Source organism: Marinilactibacillus sp. GCM10026970, assembly GCF_042660675.1.
Classification (GTDB): domain Bacteria; phylum Bacillota; class Bacilli; order Lactobacillales; family Carnobacteriaceae_A; genus Marinilactibacillus.
On sequence record NZ_JBHSUL010000023.1, the window covers coordinates 21,718 to 42,469 of the forward strand.

Sequence of the window (20,752 nt, forward strand, 5' to 3'; positions counted from 1 at the left end):
GGGTCTGTGTTTATTCTACTTCTTGCCATTTTGGAGGATCATTTTCAACTTCTGTAATCCGGAATTCTCCTGTCCCAGCACTTTCTTTTAAATCATCTAAAGCGTCAATATCATTGAAGTGCCACCATTCAGAAGCTAACGGTGTAAAGCCAACTTCTGTCATATAATTTTGCATTCTCAGAGCCGGTTCCGTGACCGTACTACTCAGCTCCATATTTCTCCAGCCTTCTTGATCTCTTGCCGCGATTGGCTTTGTAAACATCGCAGAAGCCGTACTTAATTCATGGAATGGTGTCTGCATCTGATATTCTGTGTAATTTAAAATTTCTGGAACGTAATAGTCTCCAATAATCCGTTCGGATAGCTCGTCGATTTTTACTAAGGTTAAATCAATTGCTAGTCCTCGCTGATGATTGGAAACGCTTGTATTAATGAACCAGGTCATACTCCAAGGTTCCGCTGTGATCCCTTCTTTAACCTCAGCGTTCGTCTCTGCTAGTCTATTTAATGCATCATTGACAAGTAACTGCACGTCTCTTGGACGGAAAGTTTCATATACCTTCAAAGACTCTCCATTTTGTAAAGCAATCTGTTGTGCTGCCTGAACCTTTCTTGCCGTTTGATAAAGAATGGGCATAATAAAAGTTTCTTCATTCAAACGCTCGTTGTATCCTTGCATATCATAAAGTGATTGACCTGTCAGTTCAGGTATCGGTACTAATGAAGATGTAAATTTAGCATCGTAACTATTTAAATGATCATAAATGATCGATGGAATGATATCTGGTAAATTGATCATAGCATATCGATGTTCCAGCCATCCCGTTTCTCCAGAGATTGTTCGGATTTGCCACCAATCGTTTAGTTCATTTTCAATTGAAAATGCTGTCCCTGCAGTTAACTCAGTAATCTTTAGTGCTTCTATCGAAGGTTCTTCATGAAGATTTTGTCTAATGGATGTATACCCACCAGCTCCAATAATAGGCAACTCAAACGGTCCTACCTCATTCCAGGTTGGTAATTCTACTTCAGGTGCTTTAGGTTCTTCCACGGCTTCTTGATCAGGTTCATCTGATTCTGTCGGCGGTTCTGTAGAAGGCTGCTGATTTGTATCTGCATTCTCTTCACTCGAACGACTTTGATTTGTTCTCACATCTTGTACTATAAATACTAATAAAAGAACCAGTATAATGCTTAAAACCGCAATAATAGCAGGTTTTTTATCCTTCAAACAATCGACTCCTTCCTAAAATAACTAGCTTTCATTTAGTTTGATCTGTTTTAAGTATACCTTCTTATCTTATCACATAAAGAATAGGCTTAATAGGATGAACAGCACTAAATGAACTGGATAAAACCAATAAAATGCCCATTTATAAAAAGCATTTCTCTTTCCCGGTTTTCTATTATAGAGATAAAAGAATAGTATAGCCACCAAAAACCCGAAACGGTAGGTCACAAAGGTCCCCATACTAAACAAACCTGGGATGGCATAAAACATTAAGCCAATCAAAGTATACACCAACATTTTTTTATTGAATTGTTCTCTAAACACTCCAAAATTAACAATCCATAGAACAGCTATGTAATGCCAGTTCGCTGGATATGCTGCTAAACAGCATAGTACTACAATACCAATTTTTATTAATACATGCATCCGCTTATGTTTTGCAGCTGTCAAAGCAATCAGCCCTAAGGTGAGCGACCACATGACGCTCGTAGCCATCCCCCCATTAAGGTTAAAAAATATTACATAAGGGATGTGAGAAATTAGCGCAAAAAGAAATAACCGTTTGGTATAAGACCGTTTATCAGAAGTATAGTGATAGCCCTCTGCTATCAGATAACAAATCAACGGAGCCGCCAGTCTACCAAAAAAATGTACAATCCATCTTAAGGGCGTATCTCCTGGATCAAATACCTGCAGAGAATGATCGAAAAACATCGCTGTTACTGCAACCAGCTTCAATACATTTGCATTGAGACCTATTTTAACTCGATCGAGTTTATCTAAATTATGCTCCATAAGTCCTCCATTACAGAATCAACTGCCTCTTATATTTTCTTAACGACCATAGAATCAAGTGTTTCCTTTAAATAGGTTGCTAATTCTAGCATCGCAAATTTCTGAGCTTTTCTTTCAGCATCTGGATTGTAATTTGTGTTTGTATTCACGTCATAAGTGTAGAGTTTGCCACTACGGTCTCTAATAAATTCAATTGCTGCAACTTGTATATGACTTTGTAACAGAAACTGCCGATAAGTTTCGATTTCCGTATCCGTCAGCAAGGATTCTTTGATTTCAAACTTTGGGGACGGCTCTTCTTGGTTCATTTCAGATTGTTCTGTTCCCGGTATTTGACAGTTATCTGCCGGGCAGAGTTCGAATCCATCATTAGAATCGACTTCAACGGTGTAGAAAAAAGTTTCTCCAATAAATTCAGCGCGTACAATACTACCGGTATCTGACTGGATATATTGTTGGATCAGACTGATCCCATCAACGGAGTCTTCAAATTCCGGTCCATTAACGTAGCCGTTTAATTCCTCCATCGTATAGATTAGTTTTACACCGAGTCCTTTGCCAGCCCGGTTATGTTTAATAATAAAGGGCCATTCGTTTAATGTTTCTGCCGCTTTCAAAATATGCTCTTTTCCGACCGCTCCAATGGTTTTAGGCGTTTCGATACCCGCGTTGTTCAAAGCAAGGTATTGTTTTAATTTACTGACTTCCAGTTCGATCGCATGAGTCCCGTTAATCACTTTACGTCCATGTGCTTCCAGCCAACCTAAGACATGATCCGTTAACTCTGGTGCGAAGCGGTGGTCTCGAGTATGTGAAGAAGCGCTCATTCGATTGTAGAAAACACCTTCTGGTGGTACTGTTGAAAGGTCTACTAATCCCTCTGAAAGATCCCATTCTTCATAAGGAACTGCTAGCTCTTCTAGCCGTTCAATTAAATGTTTTGTCCAGTCCATATTCTCGTGCAAAATATATACCTTACTCATCGTTTCTCCCCTTACTACTTTAAATTTCTCCATTGAATACTCTCCATCATACTATGATTCACATCTCTATTCTATCTTCTAATCTTTTTGTGATATAAATGAAATGTTTGAAGCTTGTCAGCTGGCAGTAGATAAAAAGACAGATTTTTTACTGAGCATACAGTAAAAAATCTGTCTTTAATTTTTAGAATTTGTTAGGCTTTGTGCCAAGACTTGCATAGGATCAATCAGTGGAATTTCAACGTCTTCTTGTTTTAAGGCTAGTTCAATTTCTGTACAGCCCGATATGATCACGTCTACTCCAGCATCAATCAACTCCAAAGCCGCTTCTTGAAGCAAACATTTAGGTACAATGCCTGTATTCCCTTGTTTAATGCCTTCTGCCCCGTAAATAGCTTCCATCACTTTACTTTCCTGCGACTGTTCACTTGGATAGCAAATATCAAAAGGGAGATTTTTTTGAAAGAGACCCATTTTACGTGTGCCGGTTGTGCATAGTATACCGACTTTTCTGACGTTGAAGCCATCTGTTTTCAAATACTGTTCGAGCGCTTCAAACACATTAGCAATCGGGGTTTTGACTTCTTTTTGAACTTCGGCTAAAAAGTAATTGGAAGTAATACAAGGCACAGCAATAACGTCCGCACCAGCCCTTTCGACATTTTTAGCCGTTTCAATCAGTGCTGGTAAGGGACTTTCTCCCTGACCAAGAATCGCTTTCGTTCTATCTGGAATTTTTGGGTTGTTGTCAATGACAATCCGGTAATGATCCTGATCTTTTTTTGCCTCAGTGGATCGAATCAGTTTATAGAAAAAACTAGCCGTTGCTTCCGGACCCATTCCGCCGACAACACCAATCACTTTCTGGTGGTGATTCACTTTACATCATCCTCAGTTAAAAATGATTCATCTATACCCGCTACTCTATCTTCAAGTGGTGCTAAAATCTTTTCAGCATTCAGCGATGGATTCATTTCAACAAGTTGATTCAAAATATATTTTGCGCCAAAGTCCATTCCTTGAGCACCCCCGATAACAATCAAGTCTCCTGGCTCTACTTGATCCAAACTCGATTGAAGGGCATCTGGCATTTCGTGGTGCAATTCTACTTCTACACCCACAGCTTTCATTGTTTTCTCAAAAGCTGCCAGTTCCTCAGGTGTAACAACGTCTTTTTCTGTAACGTGAGACTCACTTAAAGAAACAATCACTTTTTTCAGTCCTAGCTCCGGCACCCATTTCGCTAGCGTCTCCGCATTCTCAAGATTCGTTGTAACGCCGCGGCTTCCACGAATAGCGTAGACGAGGTGTAAGTTGTTATAATCCATTTTAGTTAATGTTTCCAGCGTGACATTAATATTTCCTGCATTTGCAAAATGATCATCTACGATTTTGAATTCTTCCTCATAAATGAACTGGAATCTTCTTTCTACACCTTTGAAATTTTTGATTCCTGACTGGATGGTTTCAATTGAAATCCCGCTGATCAATCCGATAGCGATCGCCGTTAAGGCGTTATAGACAGAATGATATCCTGCCACGGATAGGCTAATATCAAAACGCGCTTTTTCTACTTGGTTTCCATCAACTGTCATAAATGGACGTTTAATTTCGACAGTGAAGGTACCACGACCTGTAGATAGATCGATATTAGAACAATGCAGATGCCCCTCTTCACTTTCTATACCATAAGTGACGGTAGAAGCTTTCGTTTCATCCACTAGCGCCGCTGAATACGGATCATCTAGATTTAAAACAGCAAACTCTTTTTCTGTTGCTTCTCTGATCAGACTTGCTTTCGCATTATAATATTCTTCAAATGATCCGTGAAGATCAATATGTTCTCTACTGATATTGTTTAAAGCAACGATATTAAAGTCTACACTACCTACACGAGCCAAGTCCAAGGCTGAAGAAGACACTTCCATTGTGACATGAGAAATCTCTTCGTCTCTCATTCTTGCAAAATATTCATGTAAATCCAATGATTCAGGAGTCGTCAACACACTCGGAATTAAAGTATCTCCAAATTTGACCATGACGGTTCCCATCAGTCCTGTCTTCCATTTATTTTCTTCTAGTATGGCATTCGTCATGAAAGAAGTAGATGTTTTACCATTTGTTGCCGTTATACCAATGAGATTCAGATCTTTAGAAGGGTGTCCATAGTACTGATCTCCTAAAGCCGCAAGTGCCTGACGTGAATCTTCAACCAAGTACTGTGCTACAGTGAGTCCCGGAATAAACTCTTCTACTACAAGAGCCGTTGCGCCTTGTTCAACTGCCTGTTTGGCATATTGATGTCCATCCGTTTTATATCCTCTTATACAAACAAATAACGTATCCTGTTTGACCTTACCTGAATGGTAAGCTACTTCAGAAATCATTTGTTCTTTATGATCTTTGGATTCTTTTACTTTTATCGCGTCAAGTAATTCTGCTATTTGAATCATTAGTCGTTTCTCCTTTATCGATTAACCTTTTGATTTAACCGTTTCTTCTGGTCACTTTTCCAGCCACTCGTTTGACAAATTTACCGATGAACTGGATCCCCGGTTGAGGATCATCTTTTGCCCATACTGCACCTGTCTTGTTCGCTTTATAAGACTTGAGGATCTGACTCCAGGTTAAATCTCCGGCTTTAACATAAGCTCTTGAGGCATGTAGGTCTTCATACATATAATGGAATACTTGCCCTGTATCCTCTTTAATGACCCTAGTACCAATTGGCTGACCTGTTAATTCTTTGTAAGCAATCAACGGCATGTTTAGCCCAACGTCCGCAATCATTTGATTAAAGTTTGTTGTCCGAACATTGATCTCGATCAGATAATACTCACCTGTATTAGCATCTTTTTTAAATTCAATTTCGGCAAATCCTTTGTAACCAATCGCTTCAAGGAAAGGTGCACCAATATCAAATAGTTCAGGAACATAGCGCTGTTTCGTATAGACAGATGCACCAAAATGAATGGGATACTGACGATGTTTTTGGGCAGTCATCCAGTGTGTCACTTCAGAATGCTGGTTCAAGTATGCGTCAAATGTATACATGTGATCATCGAACCCCTGAACCAGTTGCTGTACAACAACTTCAATATCTGCATCCGCTGCTTTTTTTAAAGCGTCTTCTAATTCTGTGCGGTTTTGCACTTTGAATAGTTTTCTACGAAATTTCGCTACAAATTTTGTGGAATCTGCTGGTTTAACGAGACATGGATAACCCAGTTCTGCTTCAACTGTTTCAATTAAATCTGAACGCGATGTCTGAATAGATTTTGGCATTCTAACGTTATGCTGCTCTGCTATTTCGTAAAGATCATCTTTGTCGATCAGTTTTGTCCATAAGCCTTTTTCTTTTTGTGTAATTAAATAATACTCACTTAGTTCATCTAAATAGGCATCGATAAATTCAACATAAGGATCTGCTGTTGGATACAAGACAGGTTTCTTATCCTGTTTTTTAGCATATTCTATTAAAAAATCTTTTAATGCTTCTGGTTCTTCTTTGTAATTTGGTCCAATCAATTCTTCTGATAAATATTTTGAATGAAGTCCATAGGCACCATCTCTTTTATACTCTACGGCTACGACTGGTATGCCTACGCGACCAAGGCAACGAATGATACTTAATCCTATATAATAATTTGCGCCGAGTACGACTGCTTTATGCTGTTCTGTCATTTTAAATTCCTTCTCTTTCTCTTATGAGCGTTCGTCTTTTATAATTATTTGTGCATCGTTCTCCTATGAACAATCTAGAGAACTTTAAGTTTCTATTCACTGATAACTGGGATCGACACACGTCCACTTATTATACATCATATTGTATGTTTTTTGTAGAATTACCAGTTGTTTAACTGAATTGAAATCTTAAAATTGACTTAAGCTATTCCCAATCACTAACAGCAAAGTTGGTAGATGGCTTCAGCATAGATTTCCATTGCAAGATAGAACTCACTTAAGATGATGCCTTCATTTTCCTGATGAGCCAGACTGGGGCTTCCAGGGAAGTGTGCACCAAACGCGACCATGTTAGGCATTGACCTTGCGTAGGTCGCGCCACCAGAAGTTAATGGTTCTTGCATGTCGCCTGTTTTATCTCTGTATATCGTCATCAATGTTTCTACGAGCGGGCTGTCTTTTGGCACGTATAGAGACGGTAAAGCATCATACATCTGATAAATCAGTCCGTATTGGCTGGTAACTTCTTCTAGTATCTTCGCTAAATCTTCCTGATTGTAAGAAACAGGTATTCTCATATCGACCATGACTTCTGATACTTGCTCGCTGATTTTTAACGACGCCACATTGAAGGTCAACTCTCCTGTCATCTCATCTTCAATTTCTCCAAAAATACGATATCCGTTTGTTTCCTGACCAACTTTTTCAGCAATAAAAGACAACATCGGATGCGACTGAAGTGTCGCCAAACCTTCTACCAATCGTGTAATCGCATTGGCTCCTTCAAAAGCTGTACTGGCATGAACGGCTTTTCCATAAACAACGGTCTGTTCTTCAGTCTGTTCGTAAGAAAATCCTTGCTGTCTTAGTTCTTCTGCCAGCTTCGCTTGTTGTTCTCCACTATACGCCGCTACAGCAGGTACCACATTTAATGCACCCGAACAATCTAGCTCGAACTTTTCAGATCCAGGACCTGTTAGTTTGAATTGTAGCAAGCCTTTTTCAGCGTAGGTTAGCGGGAAAGCACTATCTGGGACGAAGCCCATATCCGGCATTTTTTCATGCTGTTTATAAGCTTCCATACATCTCCATAGGTTTTCTTCATCTGTACCGAAGACAAACCTGATTTTACGATTAAATGAAAGGCCAGCATCAACCAATGCTTTGAAGGCATAGAGTGCTGAGATGGTTGGTCCTTTATCATCTTGCGTCCCTCTTCCATAAAGAACGCCTTCTTTTTCTGTAGCCGTAAAAGGATCTTTTTCCCATTTTGCACGGTCGCCCTCAGGTACAACATCTAAGTGACACAAAATCCCCACCGTCTCTTCCCCATCACCATAATCTGCGTAACCATAATAGCCGTTTGGATCACAAAAGGTCTCCATACCTAGCGTCTTGCATAAACTCAGTGCTTCTTTTAGAACCTGGTGAACGCCTTCTCCAAAAGGTTTTCCCGCTTTGCTTGAATCTGCCGGCTCTAAGTAAGATGGAATGTTGACAAGTGTTTTTAGTGCAATGAGACTTTCTTTTTTTATTTGGTCTGTAATATACTCAGTCATGTAGGTGCTCCCTATTCTTTATTGAGTGAATGAGGTACGATTCATTCACTCTTATTAGTTAAGTTCACGTTACTAGATTATGTAAAAAAGTCAAGCAAACGTATAAAACTCTACTCCTGATCAAAGGAATAGAGCTTTTTTTTTATGCTATGACTCGTCTGCTGCTTCTTTTCTAGCTTCTTCAAGCCATTTCTGACTCAATATTTCTGGAATATAACGTTCCGCTGAATAAAATCGACCCTCGTCATCTTTTAAACGTTTGATTGATTCATTGAGTGTTTGAAATTCAAACACTTTACCCTCTGTATAGACTGAATACCGCTCGTCTTCATATTGAATATTTTCCACAACGTACATTGTCTCTTCATCGCTCGTATCATCTGCGACAGACCAGACTGTCACCTCAAGTTCTTCTCCAATTTGGATAAACTGATACCTATAAGGCATTCCTATAGTCATATTATTTGTTGTCAAAATGACATTCTCAAAATCTTCTATTTGTCCTGTAAAAGTTAGATTGCGCTGTTGTTCTTCGTAAGCTGACTGTTTCTTACCATATCGTTCTCTAACTGCCTGATCGTACGAGGTATCGTTTTCAGTGCTATTATCTCCTGACTCACCATTCAAAGCACATCCCGATAGTAGCGATGCACTCAATAGTATAGCTACTAGGTATTTCATACTCATCCTCCTTTAAACGCTATTAAGTGATTCGAAAATATCTAAATCGCGTAAGTACAAAAATCAACAGTTCAATCACTAACCAAGTAGCACTTAACGATAAAACACCACTTAGAAAGGTTAGATCCAAGGCATTGTACAGATGGTTATGGTACCCAATCAGTACCGATCCTATTGAAAAAAAAGTAGATGGTAAAAGGCCTATAGAACTAAAGTAGCCGATCCCTCTCGAATAATAGAGGGTTTCAGAAAAAATAACAGAAATACCTAAGACTAGATTGAGCATCTCCTGTTTAAACATTAAGCTTAATAGGGTAATCCCTCGGTTGAACAGTAGTGCACACAGAATAAATAAAGTTAGCGCCTGTCCTATCCAAATCCCCATCGGATACAGTACAAAAAAGCCACCGTCTAAGTTGAATCCATACATCGGAACAGGAATCGACAAAGCACCCATTCCATACCTCGGCATGATTGTCAAAACAAGTGCCAGAGTAGCTGCAATAATTGTTACAGTAACTCCCATCAATACTACTACTGTTTTCACCCATAATACTTTCACAAAAGATAGTGGTATAGCGTTGACGATTGTAAAATGACCTTTGTTCTTAGTAATGCTATCTACACTGAATAAAACTACTAATCCAAGCAGAATAAAGGGCAGCTCCCCTACTAATAGTCTTTGAATTGTCTGCAAAACCGTCCTTTCTTCTATCACTGCAGGGGTAATATGCTTGGATTTCATATTGATATAACCTTTATACCGACTATTTTTATACCCTACCCAGAAACGCTCTTCTTCTTGAGGATATCGCTCTCCAAAACTAAAATAGTTTGGATCAATTGACTGACCGTAACGAGCAAGACGAATCTGACTCTGTACATTCATTGTCTGCGATAAGTAAGTAGGCCAGTCTTGCTCTTCTAATGCGTTCAGTTGTGTTTGACTCACTTCGATAATATTCTGCGCACTTGCAAGCGTCCTAGGTCTGTCCGTTCCATATGTATCGATCAGGTAACGCTGTTCTTCTATTCGCTGAGTGATGGCTTCTTCGTCCGCAAATGTTTCGACTGGTGTATAGTCAGGCGCTACAAATAGTCCATAGTAAAGTGCTCCAAAGAAAAACAGTAGGAAAAGTAGCTGATTTTTAAGATTTCGACTAAACCTTTTCCATTCAAGTATAAACTGTGCGTACATAATCTTCTCCCTATTGTTCTTGATGATAGAACTCGCTATACCATTCTGAAGTTCCGATTTTACCGATAGTCAAATCAGTATAACCTCGCTCGTAAAAGAAACTCGTCCATTCCCCAACTTCTTGGGCTGTCAGCGTTTGAACCGGTATACAAACGAGTCTTCCCGCAATATACTTGGCTTCTTCAGGTAGTTGATCCTCGTCTGTCATTGCGACAAATATCTTTTCTGGTACCGTTACTTTAATATGTATTCCATCTTTATCCCCAGTATCTCTTTTTTCGAGAACAATCTTTCCATCTTTCAAAAATAAAATACTATCTGCATACAAATCAAGGTTCTCAAGCAAATGAGATGCAATCAGAATGATTTTATTTTTCTCTTTTAGTTCGATTAATATTTTCGTCAATAATTGAACATTATCAGGATCTAATCCATTCATTACCTCATCCATCAACATTACTTGTGTATCCGCAGCTAGCACCATCGCAAAGCAAAGTCGTTGGCGCATACCTAAAGAATAGGTCTTAACTGGTCTTTTGACATAGTGGCTCATTTCCAATCTTTGAACAATCTCTTGTACTTCTTTGTCAGACCGTCTCCATAAAAGCGCATAATAAGCAATATGTTCCAAACCGGTTAATTCTTGATAGAGGTCATCTATTTCTGGTAAAAAGGCAATTTCTTTTCTCATTTTAATTTCCTTTTTTTTCGTACTATAATCTAATTGTCCATCCATAATTATTTGCCCGCTGTCTGGTTTTAAAAAATTCATAACAATATGAAGCAAGGTCGATTTACCGGTGCCATTAGGAGCTACCAATCCAATAATTTCCCCTTTTTGAATGGTTAAGGAAACGTCATCTAAAATCACTTGATCTCTAAAAGCTTTACTAATTTTTTTGATTTGAAGCATATGTTACCCCTCCTTTTGGTAGATTTCGTATTACTCGATACTGTGACTTTTATTCTCTAAGCTGTTAATCGCGTAAACGATTATCAAAAATAGCATACTCCAAACCAGTAAAATGCTTCCACCATAAACTAACGTCAGATGTTCTTGGTTCGCTAGATATGCGGTATCGCCAGATAGTATCGCAAAAGGATTATAATAAGGTATAGGTGTCCAACGAAGCCCATCGATCCAGTTCTGCGCGACTAAAGGTATTGCGAAACATACAGCCCCTCCAAGTAACGTTGCGTATACATTTTTAAGGAGAATATTCAAGAACGCTGAGAAAGAAACGACATGAATCGTCAAAATTACTAAATAGCTAAAATAAATCAACGTATATTGAGCGATTGAGATAGCTTGGTAAAATCCTTGATTATAAATGATCATTGGATAAGTAAAATCCCCACTCCCTTTTATTGCCCAAATAGTCAGTACTACAAGTCCAGTTATTGTGAAAATACTGAAAAAACTGGCAACCGTATAGATCAGAATCTTGCTGATTACTTTTTGTCTATGGGTTACGGGATAGCCTTTGACCATCGTTTCATGTTCTAGGTCGTTCGTAAGTAAACTACCACTATATAAAAGTAGGAATAGAAACGCGGCTACTCCAAATGTACTGAAATAAAGCATCATAAAGCCAGCTGCGTTATCTCGTTCATACATAATAGGGATATCGTTATCTCTAATATAAACAAATCGTGCTAAATCTTTTCTTGCAGTATGTATTGAAGGAATCACGCTTCTGAGCGGTGTGTCTAAGTCATTGAATTCATCATAGTCATAGAGATCAATTTGGAGTTGCGCGAGTTCAATTGAAGAATCAAGATACCAATCCCTATCTTCAAAGCGAATACCGTTATCTTGCTGGGAAAGTAATTGCTGCTGCTGATAAATATTATCATATAAAGCAGAAGTCTCTTCGTTTTCACTATTAGTGGCAGCAATACTAGAAATAGCTACCCTACTAGCATTCATCTGTTCTGCTTGCTCTTGCTCTATATTTCCAGACCCTTGTATCGCAATCAAAAAATAGACATACAGTAAAAAAATAACGAATATCACAAACATCAGTTTATTTTTTGTTTCTTTAAGAAATCGTTTCGTTTCAAATAATAAATAAGCTTTCATAGCTTCTCCTCTTTGGAAACTGTTCATTATGGATATCTTTAATTATGAAAATGATATCAGAGTTAGAGAATAATGTAAATATTTTAATCAAAACAATTAAATGAATAGAACACAAAAAAATCGCCTCTCCGTTTAAGAGAGACGATTCGTTATAATTTTAAACTATGCTAATTCTTTTGCTGAAATTTCTTTGTTTGTATCTTCAACTTTTGGTTTCCAAAGTCCTAAGATCACTGCGGTAATCGCCGTACCGATTAATAGTGCAAGGAAGAACATAAAAGGATTATCTCCTAACGATAATGCCACAAGTGCTCCACCGTGTGGTGCCGGTACAGTTGTACTCCATAATTGACTTAACCCTCCACCAACGGCTGCACCTACTACAGATGATCCAATAACACGAAGTGGATCAGAGGCTGCAAATGGGATCGCACCTTCAGTGATAAACGTAAGACCTAAGAAAAAGTTAGATATTCCAGAACTTCTTTCAAGTTCAGTAAATTTATTTTTGAAAATGACTGTTGCAAAAGCAATTGCTAATGGCGGAATCATTCCACCAACCATAACGGCTGCCATCAAGCTACCGTCACCGGTATCTGTAAAGATACCAATTGAGAATGCATAGGCTGCTTTATTAAATGGTCCACCCATATCAATGGCCATCATACCACCTAAAACTGCTCCAAGTATTACTGCATTACCTGTTCCCAAGTTTTCTAAGAAACTGATCATTGCTGTATTGATTGTTGTAAAGATTGGCATAATCAATAACATAACGATTCCGGCAACCAATAGACCTAATACTGGATATAAAAGAATGGTTTTTAAACCAGCGAATGCTTGCGGTACACCGCGTAACATTTTCTTAACGAAGTTCATTAGGTACCCAGCTAAGAAACCACCGATTAATCCGCCTAAGAATCCTGCATTTCCTTGTACAGCCATATAACCAGCAGCCATACCTGGAAGTAATCCAGGACGATCTGCAATACTATAGGCAATGTAACCTGCTAAAATCGGGATAAGGAACTGGAATGCTGAACTACCGATCGTATTCAACGAAGCCACAACAATATTGTCACTACCCAAGTAAGGCTCTAATGCGAATGAAAGGGCCATAATAATCCCGCCACCAACAACAAATGGTAGCATGTGAGAAATACCGTTCATCAAATCTTTATACAAAGTATTCCAAACGCTTCCGCCTTCTTCATCTTCGTATTTCTCGCTAGAACCTTCACCGTCAACATTTAATACAGGCGCTTGCTGGTTCATCGCTTTTGTAATCAATTCTTCTGATTTGTTAATTCCTTCAGCAACTGGACGTTGTAAAACGTGTTTACCGTTAAAACGAGCCAACTCAACTTTTTTACTTGCAGCAATGATAACGCCATCTGCACGACGAATCTCGTCTTCAGTTAATACATTTTTTGCACCATCTGATCCGTTTGTTTCAACACGGATCGTTACACCCATTTCGTTTGCTTTACGTTTCAAAGCATCTTCTGCCATATATGTGTGTGCAATACCTGTTGGACAAGCGGTCACGGCTACGACGAATTTCTCTTTTCCTGAAACATTTTTTGTGTCCGGTTTGACTTCATTCGTTTCTTGTTCTGAATCCGCAAAGACTGCTTGTACATCTTCAGGCGTTTCTGCCTGACGTAAGTGCTCCAAGACTTCAGGGTTTACCAATTTACGAGAAAGAGAAGCGAGTACTTGTAAATGTAAGTCATTTCCGCCTTCTGGTGCAGCGATCATGAACAAGAAATGTGAGGGTTGTCCATCTAACGCTTCGTAATCTACACCCTGAGTTGATTTAGCGAATAATACGGCAGGATTTTTAACTGCAGCGTTTTTGGAATGCGGCATAGCGATTCCATCACCTAGACCTGTTGAAGTCTGCGCTTCACGTTTCATAATACCTTCTTTATAAGTTGCAACATCAGAGATGACATCTTTTTCTGCTAAACGCGCAATCATTTCATCGATCGCAGCTTCTTTTTCAGTTGCTTGAAGATCGAGTATCATCAAATCTTTTCTTAATAAGTCATTGATTTGCATTTATTTTTCCTCCAGTTCCTTGATTTCAATTTGTGGGAGTAACCCTTCGATTTTGTCTATCGTTGCCAAGTCTTCTTCAAAAGCTGTTGCACTACCGCAGGCAATACCATATTTGAAAGCTGTTAAAACATCGTTTGTTTTTGCAAACATCCCTGTGAAACCCGCTACCATTGAATCACCAGATCCAACAGAATTTTTCAGTTCACCTTTTGGTGCTTTACCATGATAGACACCTTTTTCAGTGAATAACATTGCACCTTTTGCCGCCATAGAAATGATGACGTTTTGTGCGCCTTCTTCTACTAGCTTTTTGCCGTAGACAATCATATCAGCTTCAGTTTCAATCGATACACCATATAACTCTTCAAGCTCATGATTATTCGGTTTGATCATAAGCGGTTTTGAAGCGAGAGAATCTTGAAGTTCTTTTCCTGTTGTATCTACGACGAATTGCGTACCAGATTGTACCAGTTTTTCTATGATTTCCTGATAATAACTCTCTGAAAGACCTGCTGGTTTACTACCGGATAAAACTACGACGTCATCTTTTGTCAATCCAGACAATTGATCGATCAATTCTTCTGCTTTTATACTTGAAATTTGTGGTCCAGGACCGTTGATTTCTGTTTCATTGCTGCTTTTAACTTTCACATTGATTCGTGTATCTTCATCTACTTGAACAAAATCTGTCTGGATCATTTCTTTTTCCAGAGCATCTTCGATAAATTTCCCAGTGAATCCGCCGATAAATCCTAAGGCTTTATTGTCTATAGATAACTGCGATAAAATTCTGGAAACATTGATACCTTTTCCACCAGGGAATTTACGGTCTTTTTGAATACGATTTACAGCACCAGGCTGAACCTCTCCGTTCATATAGACAACATAATCAATGGATGGATTTAATGTAACTGTATAAATCACTTGGTATTCTCCTCTACTACTCGCGTCATTTTCACGAGTTCCCTATTTTCCTCTGACAATTGAGTTGTAATAATCGTACAATCTTCAATGTCACTTACTTTAACGAAACTGACCTTATTGAACTTAGATTCATCGACCAAAACATACGCTTCGTCCGTCTGAGAGATGGCAACCTTCTTCATAGAAGCTTCTTCCAAATCTGGAGTCGTATAACCGACTTCCTTGTCAATGGAATTCATACCTAGAAATGCTCTACTAAAACGATAATTTTTCATTTGTTCTTGAGCAAGCGTTCCAATAATTGCTTTCGTATTCTGCTTGATTCTACCACCGAGCAAAATCGTCTCGATTTTGAGATCAGTCAGTAATGAAGCATGTGGCACACCGTTTGTGACGACGGTTATTTCTTTATTTTTGAGAAATGGAATCATTTCATGAGTCGTTGTTCCAGCATCAAGATATATCACTTCATTATCTTGTACAATATCAGCTGCTTTTTTCGCGATCAGTTGCTTGCCGTGAACGTTTTTGACTGTTTTTTCTTCCATTGTATCTTCTGTAGAAATAGCAACCCTTCTTTTGGCGCCTCCATGAATACGGATCAACTTCCCTACCGACTCAAGTTGACTTAAGTCTCTTCTGATAGTGGATTCTGAATGATTTAGACTATCCACTAATTCTTGAACGGTTACGGTGTTTTTCTGATTGATCTGTCTAATAATATAAGCGTGTCGTTCATCTGTAAGCACTTACTTCACCTCTCACTTTATAATATACCACCTCATACGATCAAAATCAATCATAAATAAGCTTTTTCAGTCATTTCTAACAATTGTCACGTCTTGTTCAATTCTTCTAATTACTTACTTATTTTTTGTGTAGAAAACTCCCGATTCTATTGCATTTATTTTGGTTAAAGCTATAATAACTTGGTACCATCTATTATTCTTGCCTATAACGGAATTGGACTTATAAAAAAAGAAAAAATGATTATTTTGAAGGAGTGTATAAATGAAGAAAGACATGACACAAGGGAGCCCAATGAAATTAATATTGAGCTTCGCGGTGCCTTTGTTGATCGGTAACTTGTTTCAGCAATTTTATAATATGGCGGATTCTTATATCGTCAGTCAAACAGTTGGTGTTGAAGCCTTTTCTGCTATCGGATCAACGACTAGTTTACAGTTTTTAATTATTGGTTTGGCAATCGGATTAACCGCCGGATTGTCCGTCATTACCGCTCAACGATTTGGTAAAAAAGACGAGGCAGCACTCAGAAAAAATCTTGCTGCCAGTGTCGTCATTAGTGGTGTGATTGCTATTATACTGACTGGACTTACAACAACTTTTTCCAGACAGATTCTTACACTTATGCAGACACCTGCTGAAACGTATGAATATGCCTATGACTACTTAAATGTTATTTTCTGGGGTATCGGTGGAACGATTCTCTTCAACTTGCTAGCAAACTTATTGCGTGCTCTTGGAGATAGCAAAACACCTCTATATTTCTTGATCTTAACTTCAATGTTGAATATTGGTCTGGACTACTTATTTATCCTTACTTTTGATATGGGGATTAGAGGAGCGTCCGTCGCAACGGTCATCTCGCAAGTTGTTTCAAGTATTTTATGTTTGATCTTTATATGGAAGAAAGTGCCCCTTCTTAGAATTCATAAAGAAGACTGGACGTTCCACTGGGCTGAGTACAAAGAACACTTGCGTATTGGACTTCCTTACGGGTTTCAGTATTCGATTATCGCCATTGGTGCAGTAGCTATTACGGTTACATTGAACAAACTAGGAGCAGATGCTGTGGCAGCTTTTACAGCTGCTCAAAAAGTTGATACGGTCGCTATGCTTCCGTTGCAATCATTTGGTGTAACCATGTCCACTTTCGCGGCTCAAAACTATGGTGCGCGTAAATTTAATCGAATTTGGCATGGCGTAAATCAAGCCATCAAATTGAGCATCACTTATAGTGTTGCAATTGGTATTATTCTCCTCTTATGGGGAAGACAAGTTGCATTGCTCTTTATCGGCTCAAATGCTTCACCTGAAGTGATTGCTATGATTCAACAATTCTTCCTGACAAATGCTACACTTTATGCTGTTTTATCCTTACTATTTATTTATCGTCATACGCTACAAGGTCTAGGTAACAGCTTTGCACCTACTGTAGCAGGTATCGGCGAACTGGTTGGGCGAGCACTTGCTGCAACCTTGTTATCTATTCCATTCGGATTTTTAGGTGCTGCACTTTCCAATCCACTTGCATGGATCGCTGCACTAGTCCCGTTAACTATTGCTTATTATTCGACTAGAAGAAGTTTATCAGGTCGCGTTTCACTTTCTACAGATGATATAGAAGAAATTGTTCCTGAATTCGAACCACAAAAAGCTAAATAAATAGTGAATCATTCATTGAAACGTCCCTTTCTGAAATTTGAAAGGGACGTTTTTAGCATCTTTAATTTGAATGACACTGAAATTATGATTGTGAAATCTCAATAAAACATCATATTTTATAGCTGTTCACTTTTCTGTCTCATTTTCAGAAAACATATATAGTATCAACGTTTGCTGTTGTGAAAACAATGAAAACGTATAACAAAAATTCACCGTTTGGTTGTTCAAAATTCTTTCACAAAGAATTATTTTAGTGGGTTGTTTTATAAAATAAAATCCCTATACTTGGCAAAAGTGATATCAATTCAAACGATGCGATATACGCTTGAATTTAATGTTGGCCTTATTTATTAAGTAAGTGAACTTATTCTTGAGTTAACTTAGATTCACTCTATTACATTATTGCTTATAAACGACTCACGAATAACTGGAGGTTATTATATTGTACAAAGATATGACAAAAGGCAACCCACTTAAATTGATCGTAATGTTTTCCATCCCACTGATTCTTGGAAACTTATTCCAACAAATGTATCAAATGGCTGATACGTTTATCGTTAGTAAAACGATTGGCGTTGAAGCTTTCGCTGCAGTAGGCGCTACCGGAAGTATCAACGGCTTGATACTTGGATTAGCTATTGGTCTAACTGCTGGACTATCTGTTATCACGGCCCAACGTTTTGGCCAAAAAGATGAAGCGAAAATCAGACAGAATTTAGCAGCAAGTGTTATTATTTCAGGAACAATGAGTATCGTTTTGACTGTTTTAGCTGTGATCTTCACACGTCAGATTCTGGAATTTATGAACACACCAGCCGAATTGATTGAACATTCTAACAGTTATTTATCTGTATTATTTTCAGGGATCGGCGCTGCTGTACTTTTCAATCTAATTTCTAACGTTTTACGCTCTATCGGAAATAGTCGCGCACCTTTATTCTTTTTGATTATCACATCAATTTTAAACATTGGTCTGGATTTACTTTTTATTCTCGTGTTCAATATGGGTGTTGCAGGTGCTGGTTTAGCAACTGTGATCTCTCAATTCGTTGCAAGTATTGTTGGCTTAGTTTACATTAAACGTTATGTTCCAATTCTTAGAATTCATAAAGAAGATTGGGCAGCTGGTTTCAGACAAATCAAGGAACATGCTACAATCGCTTTTCCAATGGGCTTCCAAAGTTCCATTATCGCAATCGGATCTATTGCGATTCAAATGACACTAAATAGCCTTGGCCCGACTGCTGTAGCGGCAACAACTGCTGCTCAGAAAATTGATGGGATCGCAACCCTTCCATTAGTATCTTTTGGTATCACTATGGCGACTTTTTCTGCTCAAAATTATGGTGCGGGTAAAGTAGATCGCGTCTGGCAAGGGGTTCGTACAACAATGAAGGTTGTATTAACTTATAGTGCTGTTGTAGGACTCTTGCTTGTATTATTCGGCCGTAGCTTAACAACTCTGTTTGTTGGCTCTGAAAGCACTGAAATATTAGAATTATCTCAACTATATTTTGTAACTAATGCTTCTTTCTACTTCCTATTAGCGATGCTATTTATTTATCGTTACACTCTACAAGGTTTGGGCAGAAGTACAGCTCCTACTTTGGCAGGTATCATGGAATTATTCTCAAGAGTTGGTGCTGCGCTTCTTCTTTCAAATACATTAGGATTTGCAGGCGTTACATTGTCTAATCCATTAGCTTGGTTAGCTGCTCTAGTTCCATTGACTTTTTCTTATTACAGTTTGAAACGTCAACTGGATGGTGTAGAACGTCCCAAATTACTTCCTAAACTTGCAGGATTGATTCGTTAAATCTCTATACCAAAAAGTCCACTGCTTATATTTTTTAAGCAGTGGACTTTTTTGTTTTTCAAATTGTTCGATCCAATCTTTTACGATCTGGACAAATTGATCATGATCTTCCATATGAGCGCCGTGGCCAACAGCTTTCATGATACGAGATGTTCCGTTTTCAACGAGATTGGCACATATCTCTGCATGTTTCGGTGGCCAGTACGGACTGTATTCTGCTCCAATGAACAAAACTGGTTTGGTAATAGATTGGAGGCTTTCTCTCCAGTCTGCCTCCGCATGATCCGTGAACAAGGGTAATTTGTCTTGTATAGAGACGACCGACTTCTTATTGCGAATCATCGTGTTAAAGAGCAGCCAAAGAATCTTAGGTTTAGGTATTTTGTGCAAGGGAGATGCAGGTTTCTCAAAGAAAGCAGGAATTGAGTCTTTCGTCAGTTCTGGCATCCCTGCATCCCAAGTTGAATCATTAAGCATTTTCGGCGTTTGGTCGACAAAAATAGCCGAAGTAATATTCTGATCTTTGAATTGCGATAAATAACTCATGATAGTGGACGATCCCATGGAATGTCCGATTAAAATAGGCTTTTCTACTCCTATAAATTCCAGAAATTCATTCAAGTCTTTTCCTTGCCTTAACAGATTCATTTCTCTAAAAGGTGCTTTAGTTTCTCCTTCAAATCTTCTTTCTAGACCAATGACTCGGTAACGTGTTTTCAGTTCTTTTGTTACGTATTTAAATGTTTGTACAGTTGTTTGCCCACCAGCTAAAAGTATCAGCGGAATTCCTTCACCAACATCAAAGTATTGAAGCAATGCTCCATCAGATGTAGGAAAGGGTTTGAACCTTTCTAACTCCATGTATTTAACCTCCTAACTATTTCCTAGATTACCGTAGTAGTGTTCCCAGTATAATACAGTTCACTCGTATCCTTGTTTAGAAACACTTTTAGCATCTGATCAAAGTCTTCAACAGTGTTCGCTTCTTTCAGTTGATCAAGTGGTAACCACTTCACTTCTCCTTCTTCTGAAGAAACGATTGTTCCTTCGTATACAGTTGTTCTGTAAAGAAAAACAATGTAACGTTCATCCAATTTTGTTTGAAACTGTTTTACTCCACAAAGCTGAAGATTTTTTATATCTAATCCCGTTTCTTCCTTTACTTCTCGAATAGCTGCCTCGACAAAGGATTCTCCTTTTTCTACTTTCCCACCTGGAAACGCTAGACCTTTCCACGTTTTCATACGGTTTTGTACGAGGACATTTCCATTGCCATCTTCAATCATAATCATATTTGTCAGTATTGTCTTTTCCATATTACACCT

General features: G+C 38.5%; 18 protein-coding genes. 2 read left to right on the forward strand and 16 right to left on the reverse strand.

Annotated features, from left to right (window positions below):
* Positions 1-10: 10 nt before the first annotated feature.
* From ACFP65_RS06635 to ACFP65_RS06700, 14 genes are all read right to left on the reverse strand, one after another.
* Positions 11-1,231 carry an SH3 domain-containing protein gene (locus tag ACFP65_RS06635; RefSeq protein WP_379917024.1) on the reverse strand — a complete coding sequence of 407 codons (1,221 nt, stop codon included), beginning with the start codon at positions 1,229-1,231 and terminating at the stop codon, positions 11-13.
* 72 nt (positions 1,232-1,303) lie between these two features.
* Positions 1,304-2,026, reverse strand: a complete 723-nt coding sequence (locus ACFP65_RS06640; RefSeq protein ID WP_379917026.1) for a TraX family protein — start codon at positions 2,024-2,026, stop codon at positions 1,304-1,306.
* Positions 2,027-2,055: 29 nt separating this feature from the next.
* Entirely contained in the window at positions 2,056-3,009 is a 954-nt protein-coding gene (locus tag ACFP65_RS06645; protein WP_379917028.1) for an ATP-grasp domain-containing protein, read from the reverse strand.
* Positions 3,010-3,186: 177 nt separating this feature from the next.
* Positions 3,187-3,888: an aspartate/glutamate racemase family protein gene (locus ACFP65_RS06650; RefSeq protein ID WP_379917030.1), complete on the reverse strand. Its 702-nt coding sequence runs from the start codon at positions 3,886-3,888 to the stop codon at positions 3,187-3,189.
* Complete coding sequence (locus ACFP65_RS06655) at positions 3,885-5,462, reverse strand: Mur ligase family protein (RefSeq protein ID WP_379917031.1); 1,578 nt, start codon at positions 5,460-5,462, stop codon at positions 3,885-3,887. Before ACFP65_RS06655 ends, ACFP65_RS06650 begins: the two co-directional genes overlap by 4 nt.
* A gap of 34 nt (positions 5,463-5,496) precedes the next feature.
* Positions 5,497-6,693, reverse strand: coding sequence for a carboxylate--amine ligase (locus ACFP65_RS06660; protein ID WP_379917033.1), 1,197 nt, complete (start codon positions 6,691-6,693; stop codon positions 5,497-5,499).
* Between the two features lie 218 nt (positions 6,694-6,911).
* A complete protein-coding gene (locus tag ACFP65_RS06665) occupies positions 6,912-8,252 on the reverse strand; it encodes a M20 family metallopeptidase (RefSeq protein WP_379917035.1) in 1,341 nt (446 codons plus the stop codon).
* Between the two features lie 147 nt (positions 8,253-8,399).
* Positions 8,400-8,933: a hypothetical protein gene (locus tag ACFP65_RS06670; protein ID WP_379917037.1), complete on the reverse strand. Its 534-nt coding sequence runs from the start codon at positions 8,931-8,933 to the stop codon at positions 8,400-8,402.
* 22 nt (positions 8,934-8,955) lie between these two features.
* On the reverse strand, positions 8,956-10,131 hold the full coding sequence (locus ACFP65_RS06675; RefSeq protein ID WP_379917039.1) for a hypothetical protein: 1,176 nt from the start codon (positions 10,129-10,131) through the stop codon (positions 8,956-8,958).
* A gap of 10 nt (positions 10,132-10,141) precedes the next feature.
* Positions 10,142-11,044 (reverse strand): ABC transporter ATP-binding protein, encoded by a 903-nt coding sequence (locus tag ACFP65_RS06680; protein ID WP_379917041.1) that lies wholly within the window; start codon positions 11,042-11,044, stop codon positions 10,142-10,144.
* A 30-nt stretch (positions 11,045-11,074) separates the two neighbouring features.
* On the reverse strand, positions 11,075-12,214 hold the full coding sequence (locus ACFP65_RS06685; RefSeq protein ID WP_379917043.1) for a hypothetical protein: 1,140 nt from the start codon (positions 12,212-12,214) through the stop codon (positions 11,075-11,077).
* Between the two features lie 162 nt (positions 12,215-12,376).
* Entirely contained in the window at positions 12,377-14,278 is a 1,902-nt protein-coding gene (locus tag ACFP65_RS06690) for a PTS fructose transporter subunit IIABC (protein ID WP_379917045.1), read from the reverse strand.
* Entirely contained in the window at positions 14,279-15,202 is a 924-nt protein-coding gene (gene pfkB / locus ACFP65_RS06695) for a 1-phosphofructokinase (protein ID WP_379917046.1), read from the reverse strand.
* The gene (locus tag ACFP65_RS06700) at positions 15,199-15,951 is read right to left on the reverse strand and encodes a DeoR/GlpR family DNA-binding transcription regulator (protein WP_379917048.1); all 753 of its coding nucleotides are present in this window, start codon (positions 15,949-15,951) and stop codon (positions 15,199-15,201) included. Before ACFP65_RS06700 ends, pfkB begins: the two co-directional genes overlap by 4 nt.
* 262 nt (positions 15,952-16,213) lie before the next feature.
* Here ACFP65_RS06700 and ACFP65_RS06705 point away from each other — a divergent pair, with 262 nt between their 5' ends.
* Together ACFP65_RS06705 and ACFP65_RS06710 are read left to right on the forward strand one after the other, a co-directional pair.
* Positions 16,214-17,611 carry an MATE family efflux transporter gene (locus ACFP65_RS06705; protein WP_379917050.1) on the forward strand — a complete coding sequence of 466 codons (1,398 nt, stop codon included), beginning with the start codon at positions 16,214-16,216 and terminating at the stop codon, positions 17,609-17,611.
* 442 nt (positions 17,612-18,053) lie between these two features.
* Positions 18,054-19,427, forward strand: coding sequence for an MATE family efflux transporter (locus ACFP65_RS06710; RefSeq protein ID WP_379917052.1), 1,374 nt, complete (start codon positions 18,054-18,056; stop codon positions 19,425-19,427).
* Here the strand turns inward: ACFP65_RS06710 and ACFP65_RS06715 are convergent.
* Complete coding sequence (locus tag ACFP65_RS06715) at positions 19,395-20,288, reverse strand: alpha/beta fold hydrolase (RefSeq protein WP_379917054.1); 894 nt, start codon at positions 20,286-20,288, stop codon at positions 19,395-19,397. The two genes, ACFP65_RS06710 and ACFP65_RS06715, sit on opposite strands and share 33 nt — an antisense overlap.
* A gap of 23 nt (positions 20,289-20,311) precedes the next feature.
* On the reverse strand, positions 20,312-20,743 hold the full coding sequence (locus ACFP65_RS06720; RefSeq protein ID WP_379917056.1) for an 8-oxo-dGTP diphosphatase: 432 nt from the start codon (positions 20,741-20,743) through the stop codon (positions 20,312-20,314).
* Positions 20,744-20,752: the final 9 nt, after the last annotated feature.